The organism is Photobacterium sanguinicancri (assembly GCF_024346675.1).
Taxonomy (GTDB): domain Bacteria; phylum Pseudomonadota; class Gammaproteobacteria; order Enterobacterales; family Vibrionaceae; genus Photobacterium; species Photobacterium sanguinicancri.
Map to the genome: position 1 here is coordinate 1,296,201 of NZ_AP024850.1, position 21,107 is coordinate 1,317,307.

16 protein-coding genes are annotated in these 21,107 nt (G+C 43.7%); 8 read left to right on the forward strand and 8 right to left on the reverse strand.

All coding sequences use genetic code 11. From position 1 onward, the window contains the following. Positions 1-207: 207 nt before the first annotated feature. Genes OCU87_RS06285 through OCU87_RS06300 form a run of 4 tightly spaced genes read right to left on the reverse strand, consistent with a single transcriptional unit; the run spans position 208 to position 5,779 of the window. Complete coding sequence (locus tag OCU87_RS06285) at positions 208-777, reverse strand: GNAT family N-acetyltransferase (protein WP_062688690.1); 570 nt, start codon at positions 775-777, stop codon at positions 208-210. 55 nt (positions 778-832) lie between these two features. Continuing rightward, on the reverse strand, positions 833-1,675 hold the full coding sequence (locus tag OCU87_RS06290) for a peptidoglycan binding protein CsiV (protein ID WP_094956606.1): 843 nt from the start codon (positions 1,673-1,675) through the stop codon (positions 833-835). A gap of 29 nt (positions 1,676-1,704) precedes the next feature. Next, on the reverse strand, positions 1,705-5,160 hold the full coding sequence (gene mfd / locus OCU87_RS06295) for a transcription-repair coupling factor (RefSeq protein ID WP_062688691.1): 3,456 nt from the start codon (positions 5,158-5,160) through the stop codon (positions 1,705-1,707). Between the two features lie 10 nt (positions 5,161-5,170). After that, the gene (locus OCU87_RS06300) at positions 5,171-5,779 is read right to left on the reverse strand and encodes a PilZ domain-containing protein (RefSeq protein WP_261858023.1); all 609 of its coding nucleotides are present in this window, start codon (positions 5,777-5,779) and stop codon (positions 5,171-5,173) included. A gap of 199 nt (positions 5,780-5,978) precedes the next feature. Here OCU87_RS06300 and lolC point away from each other — a divergent pair, with 199 nt between their 5' ends. From lolC to lolE, 3 genes are read left to right on the forward strand one after another with little or no spacing between them, the layout of a single operon-like run. Then, positions 5,979-7,187 (forward strand): lipoprotein-releasing ABC transporter permease subunit LolC, encoded by a 1,209-nt coding sequence (gene lolC, locus OCU87_RS06305; protein WP_261858024.1) that lies wholly within the window; start codon positions 5,979-5,981, stop codon positions 7,185-7,187. After that, positions 7,180-7,869, forward strand: a complete 690-nt coding sequence (gene lolD, locus OCU87_RS06310) for a lipoprotein-releasing ABC transporter ATP-binding protein LolD (RefSeq protein ID WP_261858025.1) — start codon at positions 7,180-7,182, stop codon at positions 7,867-7,869. The genes lolC and lolD overlap by 8 nt, the downstream gene beginning before the upstream one ends. Next, on the forward strand, positions 7,869-9,113 hold the full coding sequence (lolE, locus tag OCU87_RS06315; protein ID WP_062688699.1) for a lipoprotein-releasing ABC transporter permease subunit LolE: 1,245 nt from the start codon (positions 7,869-7,871) through the stop codon (positions 9,111-9,113). Before lolD ends, lolE begins: the two co-directional genes overlap by 1 nt. Positions 9,114-9,412: 299 nt before the next feature. Here the strand turns inward: lolE and OCU87_RS06320 are convergent, their stop codons facing one another. Next, positions 9,413-9,943 carry a DUF2062 domain-containing protein gene (locus OCU87_RS06320; protein WP_062688701.1) on the reverse strand — a complete coding sequence of 177 codons (531 nt, stop codon included), beginning with the start codon at positions 9,941-9,943 and terminating at the stop codon, positions 9,413-9,415. 29 nt (positions 9,944-9,972) lie between these two features. On the opposite strand from OCU87_RS06320, the gene OCU87_RS06325 reads away from it, so the two are divergent. Then, positions 9,973-12,516: a DNA internalization-related competence protein ComEC/Rec2 gene (locus OCU87_RS06325; protein ID WP_261858026.1), complete on the forward strand. Its 2,544-nt coding sequence runs from the start codon at positions 9,973-9,975 to the stop codon at positions 12,514-12,516. A 101-nt stretch (positions 12,517-12,617) separates the two neighbouring features. Here the strand turns inward: OCU87_RS06325 and OCU87_RS06330 are convergent, their stop codons facing one another. After that, the gene (locus OCU87_RS06330) at positions 12,618-14,249 is read right to left on the reverse strand and encodes a methyl-accepting chemotaxis protein (RefSeq protein ID WP_062688707.1); all 1,632 of its coding nucleotides are present in this window, start codon (positions 14,247-14,249) and stop codon (positions 12,618-12,620) included. A 492-nt stretch (positions 14,250-14,741) separates the two neighbouring features. On the opposite strand from OCU87_RS06330, the gene msbA reads away from it, so the two are divergent. The 4 genes from msbA to kdsB are packed head-to-tail and all read left to right on the forward strand — an operon-like array spanning position 14,742 to position 18,455. Then, a complete protein-coding gene (gene msbA, locus OCU87_RS06335) occupies positions 14,742-16,514 on the forward strand; it encodes a lipid A ABC transporter ATP-binding protein/permease MsbA (protein ID WP_062688708.1) in 1,773 nt (590 codons plus the stop codon). Continuing rightward, positions 16,514-17,545, forward strand: coding sequence for a tetraacyldisaccharide 4'-kinase (gene lpxK, locus OCU87_RS06340; RefSeq protein WP_261858027.1), 1,032 nt, complete (start codon positions 16,514-16,516; stop codon positions 17,543-17,545). The genes msbA and lpxK overlap by 1 nt, the downstream gene beginning before the upstream one ends. Continuing rightward, complete coding sequence (locus OCU87_RS06345; RefSeq protein ID WP_062688712.1) at positions 17,526-17,705, forward strand: Trm112 family protein; 180 nt, start codon at positions 17,526-17,528, stop codon at positions 17,703-17,705. The genes lpxK and OCU87_RS06345 overlap by 20 nt, the downstream gene beginning before the upstream one ends. 3 nt (positions 17,706-17,708) lie before the next feature. Beyond that, positions 17,709-18,455: a 3-deoxy-manno-octulosonate cytidylyltransferase gene (gene kdsB / locus OCU87_RS06350; RefSeq protein ID WP_094957688.1), complete on the forward strand. Its 747-nt coding sequence runs from the start codon at positions 17,709-17,711 to the stop codon at positions 18,453-18,455. 99 nt (positions 18,456-18,554) lie between these two features. On the opposite strand, the gene OCU87_RS06355 is transcribed toward kdsB, so the two are convergent. Both OCU87_RS06355 and elyC read right to left on the reverse strand, forming a co-directional pair. After that, on the reverse strand, positions 18,555-19,937 hold the full coding sequence (locus OCU87_RS06355) for an L-cystine transporter (RefSeq protein WP_315972480.1): 1,383 nt from the start codon (positions 19,935-19,937) through the stop codon (positions 18,555-18,557). A 258-nt stretch (positions 19,938-20,195) separates the two neighbouring features. Next, the gene (gene elyC, locus OCU87_RS06360; protein ID WP_261858028.1) at positions 20,196-21,029 is read right to left on the reverse strand and encodes an envelope biogenesis factor ElyC; all 834 of its coding nucleotides are present in this window, start codon (positions 21,027-21,029) and stop codon (positions 20,196-20,198) included. Positions 21,030-21,107: the final 78 nt, after the last annotated feature.

The following is a 21,107-nucleotide window of genomic DNA, read 5'->3' on the forward strand; positions in this document are numbered from 1 at the left end:
CCTTTAAGTGTTTGAGTTGAAATTATAATACGTGGTTTAAGTTATACCAATCCCATCAATTATCCAAACATTCTTGTTGGTTTCAATGACTAAGAACTGCGTTATAGATTTTTCAGGTAGAACAAATAGCTAGCTGCAATCAATGCCGAGTTATTAGTGATTTTTCTGCACAATATCTTGCGTAGTTAATCAAGATAATTGGCCGCTTTAGAAAGCTTCATCCAACAGCTTTGTATCACTCGGTATGATGGAATAAAGGTTGGCATCAATGGGATCGCCATACATCATTATTTTGTTACGCAGTAAGCCTTCAAATTTTGCACCAAAAGTTAACGCGGTACGTTGGCTCGCAATGTTATCGGGGTGGGTGACGATATCAAGACGGGTTAATCCTAGCGTAATGAAGGCTAAGCGGCAGATGACATACAGCGCTTCAGAGGCAATGCCTTTTCGGTGATGGCTTGAACGGATCCAATAACCGACATTTGCCGAATTGGAGTTAGCCAATACATCATAGAGTGAAATACTGCCGACAAAAGTGTCACTACATCGGTCAAAAATTGCGAGCTCATAGCACACATCCGAGCGCCAATTTACTCGACTAGTAATTATCCACTCATTTGCATCGTGCTGATTGTAGCTATCACCACACCATTCTAACCAAGGCGTTAGTTCTGGTAACGATTCATGCACCGCTTCTAAGTGAGGAAGCAAATCGACACTTTTATAAGGGCGTAGAGTAAGACGTGGAGTGTTGTAGATATAATCTAAATTCATTGGTATTTAATACGTTTGAATAGAAAAAACCTCGCTAAAGCGAGGTTTCAAAAAATTAAGCACCGACACGACGTACTTGAATAATCATACCCATTAGTGGGTGATCCAAGTAGTGGGTTTCGCTGCTCTTCATTCGACGTGTTTGCTTAAAGCGGAAGTCTTTCAGGAACTCTTCTACTTCAACCCGCTTTTTCACTTCTTGAAGGTGGCCAACTTGCACGTTCCCTTCGTTCCCTAATGTATCAATTTCAAGCGGTTCAGTACCTACAATGACTTCACGGCGACCTGGTTCACGTAAGTCTAAATCGGCTTCAACGAACAAGTAGTGTTGAACATAGACTTGTAACTTGCCGTCAAGTTCAAACAGTGAGTTTTTGATAGCAGACTCGTTAATGTTATTGATGCCTGTATTGGCTGTACCATTGTCAGTTGTGACGACAATACCGCCTTCTTCGCTTGGCGTTGTTGTGCTGAAGTCTTGATTGGCTTGTGCTGTCACAGCATCGCGAGAACTACCATCCTCAAAGTAACGATCTGAGAAATCTTTGCCTGCGGTTAAATGAATACGAGGTGCTGCACCTCTACTTTTATCACCCTGACGCCATGCAATGTGAGCAAGAGGCGTGAATCCAGCATGATTTTTTAGCTTGGCGTATTCATTATTTAATTGGTATTGGCTTGGTGGTAAAACGCGTACGCCTTTCGCTGCAAGATGTTCGGTATCACTAAAGGCAATGGTGCCACGTAAATCAATGGGCTTTTGGGCATCAGGCCATGATTCATTGACTTGCTCTGGATTAATGTTGCGCTTAAACAAAATGACTTCAATATCAAATTGTCGTGCTGCAAAACTTGGCCAACTTACTACTAAAAGCAGTAAATAGATAAACTTTTTCAAGGTAATACTCCGCACGTTAGTGCATTCAATTATAAGCGGTTTTCAGCAAACTGTGTTAAGACATCGTCAACAAACTTGACGCGGTCTTTCGCATTATTTAGCGGTATAGCTAACTTCAGCTTCGTTGGCCCTTCCATTCGGTATTTCTGCGGCTGTGATTGTAACAAGCCAACAAGGAAGGTCGGGTTGATGCTGGCATCTGGATTGAATTCAAGATACGCACCTTTTTCACCTGCTTCAATACGCTTAATGCCAATGTCTGCAGCTTTCAGTTTGATTTTGTTTAATGCTAACAGGTTCGTTGTAGCTTCGGGTAGTAGGCCGAAGCGATCTATTAGCTCAACTTTCATTTCATTGATCGCATTTTCATCACTCGCACTCGCAATACGTTTGTATAGCGATAGGCGGGTATTGATATCTGCGATGAAATCGTCAGGGATCAGAGCGGGTATGCGTAGTTCCACTTCAGTTTGTTGCTTCAACAAATCATCGAGCGATGGTTCTTTACCTTCTTTTAATGCATCAACAGCCTGTTCTAGCATTTCCATGAAGAGGGTAAAGCCAACAGATTGGATTTGACCACTTTGATCATCGCCCAATAGCTCACCTGCACCACGAATTTCTAAATCGTGGGTTGCAAGGGTAAAGCCAGCGCCAAGATCTTCTAATGAGGCAATCGCTTCTAAACGTTTGACTGCATCTTTGGTCATGCGTTTAGGATGCGGCGTTAGCAAATATGCATAAGCTTGGTGGTGCGAGCGACCAACACGGCCACGCAGTTGGTGTAGCTGAGCCAAACCCAGGTTATCTGCGCGGTTCATGATGATGGTGTTTGCTGTCGGCACATCAATGCCGGTCTCAATAATGGTCGTACAGACTAATACATTGAAACGCTGGTGATAGAAGTCACTCATGATGCGTTCAAGCTCTCGCTCAGGCATCTGACCGTGAGCAAATGTAATACGCGCTTCTGGCACGAGCTTGGTCAGTTCTTCGACCGTTTTTTCGATGCTGTCTACTTCGTTATGCAGGAAGTATGTCTGACCACCACGCATAATCTCACGTAGAATTGCCTCACGTACCACTAAATCATCACGCTCACGCACGAATGTTTTGATGGCGAGGCGACGTGCTGGTGGGGTAGCTATAATGGATAAATCACGCATGCCACTCATCGCCATATTCAGCGTACGCGGAATAGGCGTTGCCGTAAGGGTTAAGATATCGACATCGGCACGTAGTGACTTAATTTTCTCTTTTTGACGAACACCAAAACGGTGTTCTTCGTCGACGACTAATAAACCAAGGTCGTGATATTTAATTGAAGCATTTAGGAGTTTATGAGTGCCGATCAGGATATCAACTTTGCCAGCCTCTACGTCTGCCATAATTTGCTTTTGTTCCTTTGGCGTTTTAAAACGCGAAAGTACTTCAACCCGCACTGGGGTGTTTGCAAAACGGTCTCGGAAGTTTTCAAAGTGTTGCTGGGCAAGCAGCGTCGTTGGCACTAAGACACTGACTTGTTTGTTGTTATCGATAGAGACAAACGCGGCTCGCATTGCGACTTCCGTTTTACCAAAACCAACGTCACCACAGACTAGGCGATCCATCGCTTTTGCTTGGCACATGTCAGACAGTACGGCATTAATGGCAAGTGCTTGGTCATGGGTTTCTTCAAATGGGAACCCCGCACTGAAATCAGCATAACCTTCGCGGTTTAGGATAAATTTATGGCCAGGTTTTAGCTCTCGTTTAGCGTAAACATCAAGTAATTCCGCAGCCACATCTCGGACTTTTTCTGCTGCACGTTTGCGTGCTTTGGTCCAGGCTTCACCACCTAATTTGTGCAGTGGTGCTGTATCTTCAGCGCCACCTGAGTAACGACCGATTAAATGTAAAGAGGCGACAGGCACATAGAGCTTCGCACCACCTTGATATTCTAGGGTAACGTATTCTGTCTTTAATCCGCCGGCTTCAAGCGTTTGTAGCCCTTTAAAGCGGCCAATACCGTGATCGATGTGCACCACGGGTTGATCGATTTTTAATTCAGCCAGGTTACGGATAAGGGTATCGGCATTTATGGTTTTCTTTTCTTCACGTCGACGGCGTTGGATAACGCGCTCACCCAATAAATCACTTTCACAAATGAACGCGATATTGGCATCTGACAAGATAAAACCATTCTCAGCGGCACCAATAACCAGCGTGTATTCACTTGGCGCTTGCAGTGCTTCGGTGAGGTTTGGACATACCATTGGGCGAAGTTTGATGCGCGCAAGCAAATCGAGTAAGGCTTCTCGACGGCCTTCAGAGGCAACTGAAAAAATCACTTTACCGCTGAACCCTTCAATAAAGCGGCGTAATTCAGCGAAAGGTTCTTTTAGCTGCTGGTTAATCATTAACTCAGGCACAGCTTCTAGGGCCGGGTTATATCGGCCTGCTTTATCCGATTCAGCTTCATGGCGAAGACGTACTTGTGGTAACGGTTTAAAGCCAGCAAACATTTCGTCTTTGCCTAGCCATAATTCTGCTGGTGGCAGCAATGGGCGCAGCGGATCGACGCGACGTTGGTCGTAACGGTATGCTGCATCAGCTAAAAACTGATCGACAGGTGATTCCAGCTCGCCCACAGTCACTAACAAACTGCTTTGTGGCAGGTAATCAAATAGCGTTTCTGTTTGCTCAAAGAACAGTGGTTGCCAGTATTCAATACCCGCAGGCCATGTCCGCTTGCTGACTTGCTGGTAGATAGACTCTGGTTCGCGGCGTGCATCAAAACGTTCACGCCAGCGCATACGAAAGTTTTCTACTGCGATTTCATCAGTTGGGAACTCATGAGCAGGTAGTAAATGGATTTCGTTGATTTCACCTGTTGAGCGCTGATTTTCAGGATCAAACTGGCGAATTGAATCGACTTCATCGTCAAAAAAATCAATGCGGTATGGGTGGTTACTGCCCATAGGATATAAATCAACAAGAGAACCGCGGCTGGCATACTCGCCGTGTTCCATCACTTGATCAACATGACGATAACCCGACGCTTCAAGTTGAATACGGAGCTTCTCAAGCGACAACCGATCACCGTTACTCACTAATAGCGCATGCTGATGTAAAAACGATTGTGGCGTTAAGCGTTGCAGCAGTGTGCTTACTGGGATGAGTAATACCCCAGAACTTTGTGTCGGTAACTTGTATAAGCAAGCGAGTCGGTCAGAGATAATATCTTGGTGCGGTGAGAAATTATCGTAAGGTAAAGTTTCCCAGTCGGGGAAAACGGTAACGTCATGCGCGGTAAATTGGCTTACTTCAGGTTGAAGGCGTAATGCCGACTGTGAATCAGCGACAACAACCAGCAGTGGGCCTTTATGTTCATTGGCAAGCTCAGCAATAGAAAGGGCAAGTGCCGCCCCAGAAAGGTTGCCTACGAATCGTTTGTCACCCGCTTTCTGTGGATGAGGTATAGCAAGAATAGATTCTGTTTTCATGGGGCTCTAATTAACTATTTGAACGTTGTTGTGCGCGTTCGCGCAGCAATTTTTGTTGAACATGCAAAGCCGCTCGGATTAATAAATCACGATCGTTTTCAAGTAGCTGGCTATAGCGCAGGTGCACTTCGTAGTTGTTTTTATCGCCGCTGTTGCCTTTGGCATCGCCAGTTTGATTGCTGTATGGCTGGCAATCAATAACGTCGGCATAACAATAGATAGCGGCTGGTGGATCGGTTAAAAACAGTTTCATGCGGACAGTACAACCAGTGGCCAGCGGTGTTGGCGAAAGAAAGCTCAGTCGGCTGGCACCAAAAGTTCGGGTTGTAAAACGAATGGCCGGATCATCTTGTTGGGAAAGAACATAGGAGAGCAATAGATTGATCTTGGTATTTTGAGCACCAAGGTAGCCAATTAACGCTTTGCTATCGTCGCTGCCAAAATTAGACAATAGACGCTCTGTACTTTCTTCTAGTTCGCTGCATTCACTAGCAACACGAAATAGCGGGGGAATTTCTAAACGAAAGGCCTCTTCATCAGGGCATGCAGTGTTCTCGTCAAGTGGCTCTACATTAATAGTCAGCCCTGCATGGACTGAAAAATATTCATCCTGAATCATCGGGTGCTCTGTTTTTTAATTCAATTTAAGGATTATCACGCACCTTTGCCAATCGAGCAAGTGAAGCGGTTTAACTGCTCATTATTTGTCTATATTTAGCTGTTGTTTTTTCATTACTTTTACTTAGGCGGTTGGTAATCACTCACGGCAAGGGTTATGCTTGCAGGCAGTTATTTATTGATGGTTTTTGAGCGAGTTTATGTTTCATCCCGTCTCACTTTTTATAGGGTTACGTTATTTGCGTGGCCGTTCTGGCGACCGATTTAGTCGCTTTGTCTCTTATATGTCGACCGCAGGTATCACGATAGGTGTGCTTTCTTTAGTGACGGTATTGTCGGTGATGAATGGTTTTGAGCAACAGCTCAAGCAGCGTATTTTAGGGGTCATGCCTCAAGCTGTGATTAGCGAACCAGCAAATATCACCTTGTTAGCAGACCAAGCGCCAGCATGGCTTTCTGAATTACCGCATACCACACAAGTTACGCCAGTTGTTCGTGGTGAAGCTATTTTGCAAAGTGCCCAGTCATTATCTGCGGGTATGTTAATGGGGGTTGACCCATCTGAACTTGAACCTATCGCGCAACAAATGACATTGGGTAACCTTTCTGACCTGACATCGGGTAGCTATCGTGTGGTGCTTGGCCAAGCATTGGCGGTACAACTGGGTGTACAGGTGGGTGATAAAGTGCGCTTGATGGTCACCAGTGCTAGCCAATACACACCATTAGGACGTATTCCAAGTCAGCGAAACTTTACTGTGTCTGGCTTGTTTGATACTGGATCTGATGTAGACAAACAGCTGATCGTGGTGAACATACATGACGCTGGTAAGTTGTTACGTTTGAAAAAAGATGAAATTTCTGGCTGGCGTTTATTCTTAGATGATCCGTTTGCGGTGACTGAACTGGCTAATATGTCGTTACCAGATGGCTGGGCATGGTCTGATTGGCGTGAACAACGTGGCGAACTTTTCCAAGCTGTTAAAATGGAAAAAAACATGATGGGCTTGATGTTAGGGCTAATTATTGGTGTTGCTGCGTTTAATATTATTTCTGCGTTGATCATGGTGGTGATGGAGAAACAAGCCGAAGTCGCCATTTTGAAAACCCAGGGTATGACTAATTTTCAAGTTTTGATGGTGTTCATTGTTCAAGGGGCGAGTAGTGGTGTTATTGGTGCCTTAGCGGGTGGATTACTCGGGGTATTGTTGGCTCTTAACCTCAATACTGTTATGACGGTATTTGGCGTACAGTTGATTACTGTTGGTGGTTCACTGCCTGTTGTTATTTCACCGCTTCAAATTTTGTTTGTTATTTTAGGTGCTATAGCATTAAGCCTATTAGCCACTGTTTTTCCTTCTTATCGTGCAGCTACTGTTCGTCCTGCTGAGGCACTTCGTTATGAGTAATTCGTTATTAGTTTGTCATGGTTTGCGTAAAGTTTATCGCGAAGCTCAGATGGAAACCGAGGTACTGAAAGGTGTTGGCTTTAGTATTGAAAGCGGTGAACTTGTCGGTATTGTCGGATCATCAGGTTCAGGTAAAAGTACGTTGTTGCATTTATTAGGGGCTTTGGATGAACCAACTGCGGGCGAGGTTTTTTTCAACGGAAACAACTTGGGCGCAATGAGTACGAATAAACAAGCGAAATTGCGTAACCAAGAGATTGGTTTTGTGTATCAATTTCACCACTTACTAGCTGACTTCAGTGCGTTAGAAAATGTGGCGATGCCCCTGCTTATTGGTGGTGTTGCGATTAATGAAGCCAAATCACGAGCAGAAGAATTGTTGACGATGGTTGGTTTAAGCCATCGAGTAGAACACCGTCCGTCAGAGCTTAGTGGTGGGGAGCGTCAGCGTGTGGCCATTGCACGTGCGTTGGTGAATAAGCCGTCGTTAGTCTTAGCTGATGAGCCAACGGGTAATTTAGACCATAAAACGGCATTGGATATTTACGATTTAATGCGTCGTTTGAATACTGATTTTGGTACAGCATTTTTAGTCGTGACGCATGATAAAGAATTAGCAGCAAAACTTGATCGCTGTATGCACATGCAAGATGGTGAATTGGTACAGGTTGAGGTGGCTTAATGTTTCGACCTTTATCCCTGTATATAGGTAGCCGATTTAGTCGTGCTAAACAGCGTAATAAGATGGTTTCGTTTATTTCGATATCGTCTACGTTGGGGATTGCGATAGGTGTTGCAGTGATCATTATTGGTTTATCTGCAATGAACGGTTTTGAACGTGAATTACAAAATCGCGTGCTATCAGTGATCCCTCATGGTGAATTACAAGCGGTGAATCCTCCATTTACCGACTGGCAGCCTGTGATTGAAAAAGCAGAGCAGCATCCTCGTGTTACGGGCGCGGCACCGTATATTCTGTTTACGGCGTTGCTAGAAAAAGGCACTAACTTGAAAGCGGTTGAAGTGCGAGGTGTAGATCCGACTCAAGAAGAGAAAGTCAGCGCGATTCCGCAATTCATCCAAAATGGTGCGTGGCAGCAATTTAAAGCAGGCAGTAAGCAAGTGATCCTTGGGCAAGGTGTTGCTGATAAGCTGGGTATTAAAGTCGGCGATTGGATCACGGCGATGATTCCAAATCCAGATCCTGCATTGAAGTTGCGAGCACCGCATCGCGTTCGTCTACAAGTATCGGGGTTATTAGCATTGGGTGGTCAAATAGACCATAACTTAGCCTTGGTACCGCTAGCGGATGCGCAGTCCTATTTAGCGATGGGTGATGGTGTGACTGGCGTTTCACTTCAAGTTGATAATGTACTCGAAGCCATGCCTATTGTTCGTGAGGTCGGTTATACCTTACCTGTCTATGTGTATCTGAAAAGTTGGACCCAAAAATACGGCTATTTATACCGTGATATTCAGATGGTTCGTACCATCATGTACTTAGTCATGGTGTTAGTGATTGGTGTGGCGTGTTTTAACATTGTGTCGACACTGATGATGTCAGTAAAAGATCGATCACCAGATATTGCAATTCTTCGTACCATGGGTGCCAGCGACGGTTTAATTAAGTCCATCTTCATTTGGCATGGCGTACTCTCTGGGGTGTTAGGCAGCTTGGTTGGCTCGGCAATAGGGTGCTTTGTCGCATTGAATCTGACGTCTTTTATCAAAGGCGTAGAGCAGCTCATCGGTCACCAGTTTCTATCTGGTGATATCTACTTTGTCGACTTTTTACCCACAGAATTGGCAATGCAAGATGTTGCCCTCGTGACGATTACTGCGGTTATTCTGAGTTTACTCGCGACTTGGTACCCTGCTCGTCGTGCGAGTGCACTCCACCCAGCGCAAGTACTGAGTGCTAAATGATTTTTTAGCGACCGGATGATTAGGTATAACGGGAAAGCAGCCAATCTGGCTGCTTTTTTTATTCAGTGTACTTAGTCGTAGTAGCACTCGCTGTAGCACTGAACATTGTTATGGGGCGATAACACAATGATGCAAATACAGTGATTTGTTAGTAAAACTATCTTAGTTGCTACTCGCATCTACATAAGCTTTATTCAGTATTAAGGGCCTGTTCGACATTATTTTGATATTAAAAAACCTCATTACCCATTGAGTTGATTGGTAACGAGGTTTTTTTGATGGTTATAACTTTTTAGGCGTTATAACCCTTTGCTAAACGGTTTTCTAAAGCGGCGTTTATTCCAGCTTCTTACGACTGAATAACGCCATAGGCCTTGAATACCGAAGTAACCAATAAGGCCACAAGCTACGCTGCAAATAAGACAGCCAAGTAAGAATGGCGGTCCAATTTGGCTCATTTGATGCAGTAAGAAATCCCACGACAGTTCAAAGTGGAAAGCTTGATGTGGCGTGTGCATCAACCATGCCCCAATCTTATATGCGCCATAAAAAAGCACAGGCATGGTAATAGGGTTGCTTATCCATACTAAGGCAACAGAAAGTGGTAAATTAACGCCGAAACAAACAGCTAAACCTGCAGCCATGATCATTTGACTGGGTAGGGGAACAAAAGCCATAAAAAGGCCAACAGCGAAGGCGCCCGAAGCAGAACGGCGGTTTAAGCACCATAAGTTCGGGTTATAGAGGGTGTTGCCGAAAATTTTCAAAGCCTTTTGGCGCTTGATGACGTCATGGCTTGGTAAGAAACGTTTAATAAGTTGTTTAGGCATCTTTATTTCATACTAATCAAGTAACTAAAATGGTTATCCAAGCAGCTATTGGTTTTTCTATCGGATTATTGTCTCTTCACTACTGGCCTTATGTGCTAGCAGATCAAGATGTGCTCATTATTACCCTGCTTGGTGGGGGTGTCGCTTTATTCTTACGCTACTATTTATGCCACTATGCCTTGGCAAATGTATTGATATGGCTCCTTGCTGGTGGCTCGTTTGTCTATATTTCAACCAATAATTATATCAATACAGTGATACAGATCCCTCCGATGGGAGCGAATATTACCATAGTTGGCATAGTTGATAGCATACAAAATGTGAATATTCCGTCTGATAACTTTGATTTCATTATCAAGAAATGGAAAGTACCGTCGGAAACATCCATTAGGGAAATGAAGGTTCGTATTTATTGGAATGAAGCAAATACCCTGAAGCAAGGGGAGTTGCTGACGTTACAAGTTGTTCTGCGCCGACCGTATGGTCGAGTGAATCAGGCCGGGTATGATGCCGAAAAATGGTACGTTGGACATGGCTTTCATGGCCGAGGTAATCTTGTCGAAATATTGCCTGTTACGGCACCACCTACAACGTCAGGTTTTTTACATCAGCAAGGCTCAATTTCCGTTCGGCAATTATTGTTTGATACTGTCGTTGACCAAGTGATTGCCTTGCCAAGGCACGGATTATTGCTTGCGCTCAGCTTTGGTGTGAAAGATGCGTTAACTGCTGACGATTGGTTGTGGCTACGTGATAGTGGACTTGCTCATTTAATGGCGATTTCTGGTCTACATATCGGTTTGGCTGTTGGTCTTGGTTGGTGGGTTGGGCTTCGCTTACGGGGCATACTCCCCGAGGTAACATATTTTACTTGGCTTCCTATGTGGATAGGTTTGCTTTTAGCATTATGTTACGCATGGTTAGCGGGGTTTAGTGTCCCAACACAGCGTGCGTTGCTAATGGCCAGTTTAGTCATGTTGTTTATAAGATACTTAGTGGTGTCACCTGCATGGTTTATTTTATTACTGACATTTGCACTGTGCTTAGCAATAGATCCATTAGCTAGTTATACCATGGGTTTTTGGTTCTCGTTTTTTGCTGTGTTTGTGCTGTTAGTTTTACGGTCGAGCCAGCAATCAGTGCCTCAAAAGAACAGTGCTAACCAACAACAAGAAGACGATTCAAATGTTGCTTCAGGTGTTGGAATTGACCCTCTTCCTTCAGCTAATCGCCGAATTTCATTATTCGCAAGCATGGTAATCACCACATTCTCGCTAATGTATCAACGCTCAAAACAGTTGCTGTTTTTACAGCTGTATTTGCTGATATTAATGTTGCCTTTGCAGTGGTCTTTTTTTGGGGGATTTTCCGCGTTAGCCCCTGCTATTAATTTTATTGTTTTACCCTTAGTGAGTTTACTCACTGTTCCGTTAATTTTTGCAGCCTTGCTGGTCATTAAAATTCCAAGTTTAGCGGCAATATTCTGGCAGCTAGCTGATTGGAGTCTATGGCCTGTGGCATGGCTTGGGCAGCTTTCAGTCGGAGCGTGGCTTGAATTTTCTCTGCTATGGCTGCCTGTTGTGGTGCTTATTGCTCTATTTGTCGTTGGTTTACGATTGTTACCTTTTCATCATTTTCCTGCGCTCTACTTTAGTATCGTATTGGGGTTCTGCTGTTGGCAGTGGCAGCAATATGCCCCGATAATACAGAAGTTTTTATTTACCCGTATGGAAACGATAATAGAGAACAGAGCAGAACAATCATTAGGTGCATCAACTGATCGGCAGTGGCATGTTGACATGTTAGATGTCGGGCATGGCTTATCTGTACTCATTACCCGCAATGGACGTGCTGTTTTGTATGACACGGGTAACCGATGGCGACAAGGCAGTATTGCTGCATCGGTTGTTGAACCAGTATTGAAATATAAAGGTATTTACACACTCGACGGCTTAATACTAAGCCATGCTGATAGTGATCATGCTGGTGGCGCAAGTTATTTAAGTGCGCGGTATGCGCCTAGCTGGAAAAGGAGCAGTGATTATCGTCTAGGGTATTTACCCTGTATAAAAGGTGAAACTTGGGAGTGGCAATCACTCACATTCACCGTCATTTGGCCACCGAAGCGGGTTAAACGTGCGGCCAATCCACATTCTTGTGTTATTACGATAAGTGATAAGCTTTTAGCTAGTAGGGAGGGCCATCAAGAAACCGAGGTGTTATTAACAGGAGATATTGATGCGATATCTGAACTTTTGATAGCCCGAGAGCAGCCAAAACTATCACCTGATGTGTTTTTTGTCCCTCATCATGGAAGTCGTACGTCATCAAGTGTGACTTGGCTAAATAGAATGACGCCTAAACTCGCGTTAGTGTCTGTTAGCCGTTACAACCCTTGGCAATTACCTGCTATTTCAGTGAAAGAACGTTATCAAGTTCGAGGTATTCCGTGGCTAAGTACTGCGGAGTCTGGTCAGGTATCTGTGGTTATACAAGATGGCGACATTCAATATAAAGAGGCGAGAACCAGTTATCAGCAAACATGGTATCGAGACGTGTTTTCTGCCTTGTAGCTGGTTGTTAGTCGGCCCACCTTCAAGCGTGAAGGTGGGCGTTTAATGATATTGAGAGTAAAAATACAGCCTCAACGTTATTACTATGTTCAGGTTATGGACTAAACAATCTTAAATTGTCGAATCACATCCTGCATATTAACGGCCAGTTGACTAAGTTGCATACAGGCCTGAGCTGTTTGAGATGAACCTGTCGCAACTTCACCAGAGAATTGGTTGATATGTTCAACATTACGCTGTAATTCTTCGGATACAGAGCTTTGCTCACTGCAAGCACTTGCAATTTGAATGCTCATGGCTGCCATGTCATTAATTGAAGCACTAATTTGATCTATGGTATTTCCTGTCTGCTCTGTTTGCTCTACGCAGCGAAGGATTAACTCACAGCTATTGCTTGTTCCCTGTACTGCCGTTTTTGAACGAGACTGGAGTTTATCGATAATTGAGACGATCTCTTCCGTTGAAGATTGAGTTCGCCCAGCCAAGGTTCTTACCTCATCGGCAACCACTGCAAATCCACGTCCTTGCTCACCTGCGCGCGCAGCTTCAATCGCTGCATTCAATGCGAGTAAATTCGTCTGCTCTGCAATGCTTTGGATGACATCCACAACCATACTAATGTTAGAGCTATCTTGTTCTAGCTGTTCAACCATTTCCCCCGTTTGTTGGATGACACTTTGTGCCTTTTGAATGTTTTCGATGCTTAATTGCACCACGACTCGCCCTTCTTCCGCATCTGAGGTTGCATTGTTGGCAGACTGAGAGGCCTCTTCTGTATTGTTTGCGACATCATTTACCGTTGCTTGCATTTGATTCATTGCCGTAGCGATCAAGTTAAGTTGGTTTTGCTGCTCATTCATGCCTTGTGAGGTTTGCTCGGAAATAGCGCTAACTTCTTCAATCGACGCACTTAGTTGAGTTGCTGTGCTTGAAATTTGCTCTATTAGGGCCAACAATTTATCCTGCATTTGTTGAAAACTATCTGCAAGTTGCCCCATTTCGTCATTGCCAATTTTGTCTCGTGCAATACGGTGCGTTAAATCGCCAGAAGAAATCTTATGAGCTAACTCCATCACAAGTTCAAGCGGACTACATACTTGACGGCTTAACAGTGATCCCATTACGACCATGAAACCGAGTAGTAAAATTACACCCGCAAATGCATACAAGCGAGTGTCTTCTACCATCTGGTTACTCGTGGCTTTATCTGCGGTCATATAAGACTGGTTCAGTTCTTCAAGATCAGATAAAGCAGTTTGTAATTTTTGAAAGCTGCTTAAGCTAGAGAGAACGATTTGATTGGCTTGATCGAGGTCACGTCGTTTTAATGCAGGAATATACTCTTTCGATTGATTTAGGTACTGCTGCCAAGCTTGGTTTACTTGTGCAAAGGTTTGTTTATCGTTGTCATCCCATAGTCCTTTTTCATACTCATCTAGGTAAGCATTAATGCGCTTTTCTGAGTCGACAATACCTTGAATCCAATTAATTAGTTGTGGGTGCTCTATGTTAGGTAGAAGAGAGAACTGATCTTTACGCAGTGTTATTACTTCATTTTGTGTGTTTTTAACTAAAACAACACTGGGTACTGTGGTTTCGGCAAACTCGACCAGAGAATCATTCACATGATCGAGTTGGTTAACAATAAAAAAGATTAGGAAAACAATCGCAGCAGAGATGCTAGCGAAAACGGCAAACATTTTTTTTCTAATACTTAAATCGGATATTCTCATAGGATAAAAACTTAAAATTGATCTATATAGAGGCTGCTGAGGTGTTCTGGCTCTATCAATATCATCGTTAAAAGCGACTACTTGGTACGGCAATTCCCCAGCAGGATGGTAACGTCATGTTGATTAAGCGGCTAATGTCATGGCGGGATGAAATTATAGAGTGATTACTCAATTGTATTTATGCGCCAAATCACACCAATCGTCTTATGCTTTATACGAATTGTGTGCGTATTGACCATTTCTTTTACTTTAGTCGGATGAAAAGCACGGATTATCGGTGTACGACGACTTGTTTTTTTTGCTTATTATTGATGAGTAATGCTGCTAATTAAGTCGTACATTAATAAATGTTGAGCTTAAGCCGAAGAGGTTTATAGGCGGTTTAATTGTACAAAAAGGGAGCAGTGTAAGTATGTTAGCCGTAACATATTTGGAGCACAGCCAAGATTGAGAGTAGAATGGGAATATCGTCTCAAATAATAACGAGTTTTCATGACAAAGAATAAAGAGCAGCAGTCGGATCAATCGACGCTTGATACCTTTAAACGCCTATGGCCTTTTATTAGCCTGTATAAGACAGGTTTGGCGGTAGCGGTTGTTGCACTGGTTATTAATGCATTGGGTGACACCTTGATGCTTTCTATGATCAAACCACTTATGGACGAAAGCTTTGGTGGTTTTGATTCTGTTGATGGTGATTTCCTCTCAATGATGCCGTTCTACCTTGTTCTCTTAATGATTGTTCGTGGTGCGAGTGGGTTCGCTTCTACTTATTGTCTTTCTTGGGTATCTGGTAATGTAGTAATGAACATCCGTCGTAAAATGTTTAATCACTTTATGAAAATGCCAGTAAGCTTCTTCGATAAAGAATCCTCCGGCGCGTTACTCTCGCGTATCACGTATGACTCGGAACAAGTCGCTTCAGCAACCAGTGGTGCTTTAGTTAGCCTTGTACGTGAAGGTGCTTCAATCATTGGCCTTATGGCGTTGATGTTTTGGAACAGCTGGCAGTTGTCTGCAATTCTTTTAGTAATTGCCCCTGTTGTTGCTATCAGTATTCAGATCGTTTCTAAGCGTTTTCGTAGTATTTCAAAAAATATGCAAGATGCGATGGGCTCGGTCACTTCACAAGCGGAACAAATGCTTAAAGGCCATAAAGTGGTGTTAAGCTATGGCGGTCAGCAAGTAGAAAGCGATCGTTTTGATTCAGTCAGTAATAATATGCGTCAACAAACGATGAAGTTAGTTTCAGCGCAAGCTATTGCTAACCCTGTCATTCAACTAATAGCTTCTTTTGCTTTAGTTGTAGTTCTTGTTCTCGCTGGTTCAGAGTCTCTACGTGCAGAGCTTACTCCTGGTACTTTTGCTGTTGTATTTGGTGCGATGTTTGGTTTGATGCGCCCACTTAAAGCGCTAACGAATGTGACATCACAATTCCAACGAGGTATGGCTGCATGTAATACCTTATTTGAATTAATGGAAATGGAACCAGAAAAAGACAATGGTCACCACGATTCTGATCGCGTAAAAGGTGATATTAGAGTTGATAACGTAACGTTTACTTACCCAACCAAGGATACTCCCGCGTTACGTAACGTGAGCTTTGATTTACCTGCGGGCAAAACATTAGCGTTAGTAGGGCGCTCTGGTTCAGGTAAGAGTACGATAGCAAATTTACTGACGCGTTTTTACGATATTGATTCGGGTCAGATCCACATTGATGATCATATAATTACTGATTACAAATTATTTAACTTACGTGAACAGGTTGCCGTTGTTTCTCAAAACGTCCATTTGTTTAACGATACAGTTGCAAATAATATCGCTTATGCAACCAATAATAAGTACAGCCGTGAAGAGATTGAACGTGCTGCAGAATTAGCTTACGCCACCGATTTTATCCAAGGTATGGATCAAGGTTTTGATACCATGATTGGTGAAAATGGTGTGAGCCTGTCTGGTGGTCAGCGTCAGCGTATTGCTATTGCTCGTGCACTTTTACGTAATGCACCAATACTGATCTTAGATGAAGCAACATCAGCACTTGATACCGAGTCTGAACGTGCTATTCAATCTGCGTTGGATGAGTTACAAAAAGACCGTACTGTCTTGGTTATTGCGCACCGTCTATCGACTATCGAGAATGCAGACCAGATCCTAGTCGTTGATGAAGGTGAGATTATTGAACGTGGTACTCATAGTGAGCTAATTGATAAAGCTGATGGTGCCTACGCGCAGCTTCACCGTATTCAATTCGGTCAATAATGAGCACCTTGATTGAGAAAATTTGGTTTCAGCGCCATCCTGCAGGGATAGCGCTGATGCCTGTTTTATGGCCGCTTAGTAAAATATTCGGTGCTATCAGTCGGTATCGGCGTCAGCAATTCTCAGATGGTAAAAAACCATCTTATCGAGCACCTGTGCCCGTTGTTATTGTTGGTAACATCACTGCTGGCGGCAATGGTAAAACACCGGTTGTTATTTGGTTAGTTGAGCAATTACTTGCACAAGGCTTAAAGCCCGGTGTGGTATCGCGCGGTTATGGTGGCAAAGCGCCACATTACCCTTACCAAGTTAATGCTGACAGCCCAACATCTTATGTGGGTGATGAGCCGGTTCTTATTCATCGTCGTACTGGTGTGCCTGTGGCTGTTTCTCCCGTCCGTGCCGATGCAGTAAAATTGTTACTTGGTGAGACCGATGAAGATCATCACATTGATGTGATCATTACCGATGATGGTTTACAGCATTATGCACTTGCGCGTGATTTGGAGATCGTGGTAATTGATGGTCAGCGCCGATTTGGTAATCAACATTTAATTCCGATGGGACCATTACGCGAATCTTGTGAACGCCTTCGTGAGGTTGATTTTCAAATTTGTAATGGTGGTGAAGCGCAGCAGGGTGAAATTCCAATGCGACTATCCCCTTCAGCATTGATTAATCTCAAAACGGGTGAGCGGTGCTTAGTTACCGAATTGAGTGATATTGTGGCCATGGCTGGTATCGGGCATCCGCCGCGTTTCTTTGAAACATTGCGAGAGCTTGGGGTTGAGCCGATATATTGTCAGCCTTTTGCTGATCATCAAGCGTTTAAACAACAAGAATTAACTGTGCTGGCTGAAAAAGGACAGCATTTAGTCATGACAGAGAAAGACGCGGTGAAATGCCACGCTTTCGCTGAGTCAAATTGGTGGTATCTGCCCGTGGACGCTGAGTTACCAGCAAGGCAGGCACAAGACATCATTAGTCAGATAATAAAAGTAAAGGAACAATATGGATCACCGTCTGCTTGAAATCGTTGCATGCCCAGTGTGTAAAGGGAAATTGAACTACGATAAAGAAAAGAACGAACTTATCTGTAAATTTGATCGTCTGGCTTACGCTATTAATGACGGCATCCCTGTATTGCTGGAACCAGAAGCTCGTACGCTGAGCGCAGAAGAGGTTAAATAAAGCATGGCTTTTACTGTAGTTATACCAGCCCGTTATCAATCATCTCGTTTACCGGGTAAACCATTGGCAGATATTGGCGGGAAGCCTATGGTGCAATGGGTGTATGAACAAGCAAGCAAGTCTGGTGCGGATAATGTTATCGTCGCGACAGATGACCAACGCATTGTCGATGCAGTGAACGCTTTTGGTGGTGAAGTTTGCCTAACGCGTGATGACCATGAGTCAGGCACGGAGCGTTTGGCTGAAGTGGTTGAGAAATATCAACTGGCCGATGACCACATTGTGGTGAATGTGCAAGGTGATGAACCATTGATCCCTGAAAGCATCATTCGCCAAGTTGCGGACAATATTGCACGTTGCGATGCCCCTATGGCTACACTGGCTGTACAGATAGATCATGCAGATGAAGTCTTTAATCCGAATGCGGTTAAAGTTGTGACAGATGCAAATGGCTACGCACTGTATTTTAGCCGTGCACCGATCCCATGGGATCGTGATAACTTCGCTAAGCGCCCTCAAGAAATTCATCAAAGCTTACTTCGCCATATTGGCATTTATGCTTATCGTGCAGGTTTCATTAATACCTATATTAACTGGGAACCAAGTACGCTTGAAAAGATTGAATCACTAGAGCAACTGCGTGTGCTTTGGTACGGTGAGAAAATCCATGTTGACGTGGCAATTGATACGCCACCAGCGGGTGTTGATACACCTGAAGACTTAGAAAAAGTGCGTCAGCTTATCGGTTAGGTTCTTGCGTTAAAGAATCAATCATTGATAAAAAGTGAATACAAAAATGCCACCTTAGCAATAAGGTGGCATTTTTTTGTTTAGAACTTACTGCCAATATTAGGCTTTTGCTGTTTCTACTTCACCATCTTGTTGGAAGATAGATTCGTCTGCCTGACCCAGTAGACGTGAGGTGATTGTTCCTGCAGTCATAGAGCCACTCACGTTAACAGCAGTACGGCCCATATCAATCAATGGCTCGATAGAAATCAGTAGACCAGCGAGTGCGACAGGCATATCAAGTGCTGATAGTACAATCAATGCTGCGAACGTTGCACCGCCACCCACACCCGCAATACCAAATGAACTGATCGTAACAATCGCAACCAGTGTCAGGATGAAGCTAATATCCATTGGGTTAATGCCCACAGTTGGCGCAATCATTACTGCCAACATCGCAGGGTATAAACCTGCACAGCCGTTTTGGCCCATGGTTGCACCAAATGATGCAGAGAAGTTTGAAACGCCTTCACCGTTACCCAACTGCTTAACCTGAGCATCTATGTTCAGTGGGATTGTGCCTGCGCTTGAACGAGAGGTGAATGCAAAGGTCAGTACAGGTAAAACCTTCTTCAGGAAGCGGATAGGATTAACGCCAACCAGAGAAACTAGCACAAGGTGCATAACCAGAATAATGGCTAAGCCTACGTACGATGCCATCACAAAGTTAATCAGGCTAAGGATGTCGTCAACGTTTGAACCCGCAACTACTTTGGTCATTAGGGCAAGTACGCCGTATGGCGTTAGGCTCAATACCATGCGTACCAATGTACGAACAATTTCTTGAGCGACTTGGACAAATTTCTCAAAGCTTGCACCAAGCTCGGGTTGAGTACGGATAACACTGACGCCAGCCACACCAATGAAAGCAGAGAAAATAACGACAGCAATTGTCGATGTCGCACGGCTACCAGCTAGATCTGCAAATGGGTTAGCTGGGAAGAAAGAAATAATCATGTCGGCAAAAGAGATTGCTTCCACTGTTGAAAGGCGAGTCTCTAACATTTCGCCTCGAGCAATTTCACGTGCACCCTGCACGATACCTTCTGCAGATAGACCAAACAGGTGGCTGACGAATAAGCCAATAACAGCAGATGCAGCTGTGGTTGCGAGTAAGATACCGATTGTTAAACCTGAAATCTTACCCAGTGAACCAGAGTCTTTTACTTTAACGATGGCACCAATGATAGACACCATGATCAATGGCATGATGATCATCTTCAGTAAACCGACATAGCCAGCACCCACAATATTTACATACTCTAGCGTGCTACCGATTACGGCATTGCCACCACCATAAACCACTTGTAGAGCACCACCGAATAACACACCAAGACCAAGGCCAGTGAATACGCGCTTAGAGAGAGTTTGATCTGTTTTTTGCTGTTTCGCTAATAATGCGATGAGTAGGGCGAATATCGCCAAGTTTATAATTTGATACATAATCTCTAGCCACCTAACTTCTTGATATGTGAATCTTGTAATGACAGGAATCATAAAGAGGTCTGGTGTAAAACGGGAGCTGTTTTTATCGCTATCAATATATGAATTTCGCACAACTTATAACGTAAAACGCTATCAGAGCGTAATGTGGCGATATAGTGCTCATATAAAACAAAAAGCCAGCTAAGTTAAGCTGGCTTAATGGTTTTGCTAAATTGTGGAATATTTTTGCTTTTATCGACTGTCTAAAAAGACGAGCTATGACAACGCATCGGTGTGGCTGATAACAACGGCTGTTGTGGGTGATTCTTTATCAATTAGGTGCTCATTATTACCGATAATATTGCGTAATTTTTGCCACCATTGCCCCAACGTTTCATGCCAGTAACGCTCAGTTTGTTCTAAATACTTAGCTTGCGGGGTGTATTTTGCCCAAGGCTGTTCAATGTTACGGGTTGCTAAAAAGTTTGTTGGTGCAGGGGTCGGTTGTAAACCTGCTTCATTAAATTCAAATAATGCACGTTCCATATGGCTGGCTGATGTGACTAAGACTAAGTTCTTACTGCCAACAACAGATGATGCCTGGAAGGCTTCTTCCCATGTGTCTTTCGCTGTTTCTAGCAGCAGTATATCGGTTTTATTAACACCTAAAGCTAAAGCCACTTTTGCCATCATTCGCGCTTGGCTTGTGTCACTTCCGCCACCATAGCCAGATAGGATAATTTTAGCACTTGGGTATAAGCGATGAATTCGAATACCTTCGGTTAGTCGCATTAATGCGGTACGAGATAGCTGGGAGGTAATCGGCATTTCATGGTCGATTACATGGCCGCTACCTAGTACCATTATATAGTCAATCGGTTGCTCATTAGGAATGAAAGGTTTGAATTTTCTTTCCATTGGTTTGAGCAATTCAGTCGCGATGGGTTGGAAAGCGAATAAAAATATCCCCAGTAACGAAAGAGTCAAAAGAAAAGAAGCAAAGCCTTTTCGTTTGGTAAACCACAACACCAATAAGCCCAATAAGCCTAAAATCAGCATCGCAGGGAGTGGCATGAGTAATGCCGATATCAATTTTTTTAGTTCAAACATACAATCTAGCCCGAAAAATCAGCAGTTGAGCTTAAAAAGACATCACAAGCCTTTATTCCTATAGAGCTTGTGAGAAAA

What these genes read in the sequence shown, in the direction of transcription:
- OCU87_RS06285 (WP_062688690.1), bottom strand. Translation starts at nt 777, where the DNA reads ATGAATTTAGATTATATCTACAACACTCCACGTCTTACTCTACGCCCT.
- mfd (WP_062688691.1), bottom strand. Translation starts at nt 5,160, where the DNA reads ATGAAAACAGAATCTATTCTTGCTATACCTCATCCACAGAAAGCGGGT.
- OCU87_RS06300 (WP_261858023.1), bottom strand. Translation starts at nt 5,779, where the DNA reads ATGATTCAGGATGAATATTTTTCAGTCCATGCAGGGCTGACTATTAAT.
- lolC (WP_261858024.1), top strand. Translation starts at nt 5,979, where the DNA reads ATGTTTCATCCCGTCTCACTTTTTATAGGGTTACGTTATTTGCGTGGC.
- lolD (WP_261858025.1), top strand. Translation starts at nt 7,180, where the DNA reads ATGAGTAATTCGTTATTAGTTTGTCATGGTTTGCGTAAAGTTTATCGC.
- lolE (WP_062688699.1), top strand. Translation starts at nt 7,869, where the DNA reads ATGTTTCGACCTTTATCCCTGTATATAGGTAGCCGATTTAGTCGTGCT.
- OCU87_RS06320 (WP_062688701.1), bottom strand. Translation starts at nt 9,943, where the DNA reads ATGCCTAAACAACTTATTAAACGTTTCTTACCAAGCCATGACGTCATC.
- OCU87_RS06325 (WP_261858026.1), top strand. Translation starts at nt 9,973, where the DNA reads ATGGTTATCCAAGCAGCTATTGGTTTTTCTATCGGATTATTGTCTCTT.
- OCU87_RS06330 (WP_062688707.1), bottom strand. Translation starts at nt 14,249, where the DNA reads ATGAGAATATCCGATTTAAGTATTAGAAAAAAAATGTTTGCCGTTTTC.
- msbA (WP_062688708.1), top strand. Translation starts at nt 14,742, where the DNA reads ATGACAAAGAATAAAGAGCAGCAGTCGGATCAATCGACGCTTGATACC.
- lpxK (WP_261858027.1), top strand. Translation starts at nt 16,514, where the DNA reads ATGAGCACCTTGATTGAGAAAATTTGGTTTCAGCGCCATCCTGCAGGG.
- OCU87_RS06345 (WP_062688712.1), top strand. Translation starts at nt 17,526, where the DNA reads ATGGATCACCGTCTGCTTGAAATCGTTGCATGCCCAGTGTGTAAAGGG.
- kdsB (WP_094957688.1), top strand. Translation starts at nt 17,709, where the DNA reads ATGGCTTTTACTGTAGTTATACCAGCCCGTTATCAATCATCTCGTTTA.
- OCU87_RS06355 (WP_315972480.1), bottom strand. Translation starts at nt 19,937, where the DNA reads ATGTATCAAATTATAAACTTGGCGATATTCGCCCTACTCATCGCATTA.
- elyC (WP_261858028.1), bottom strand. Translation starts at nt 21,029, where the DNA reads ATGTTTGAACTAAAAAAATTGATATCGGCATTACTCATGCCACTCCCT.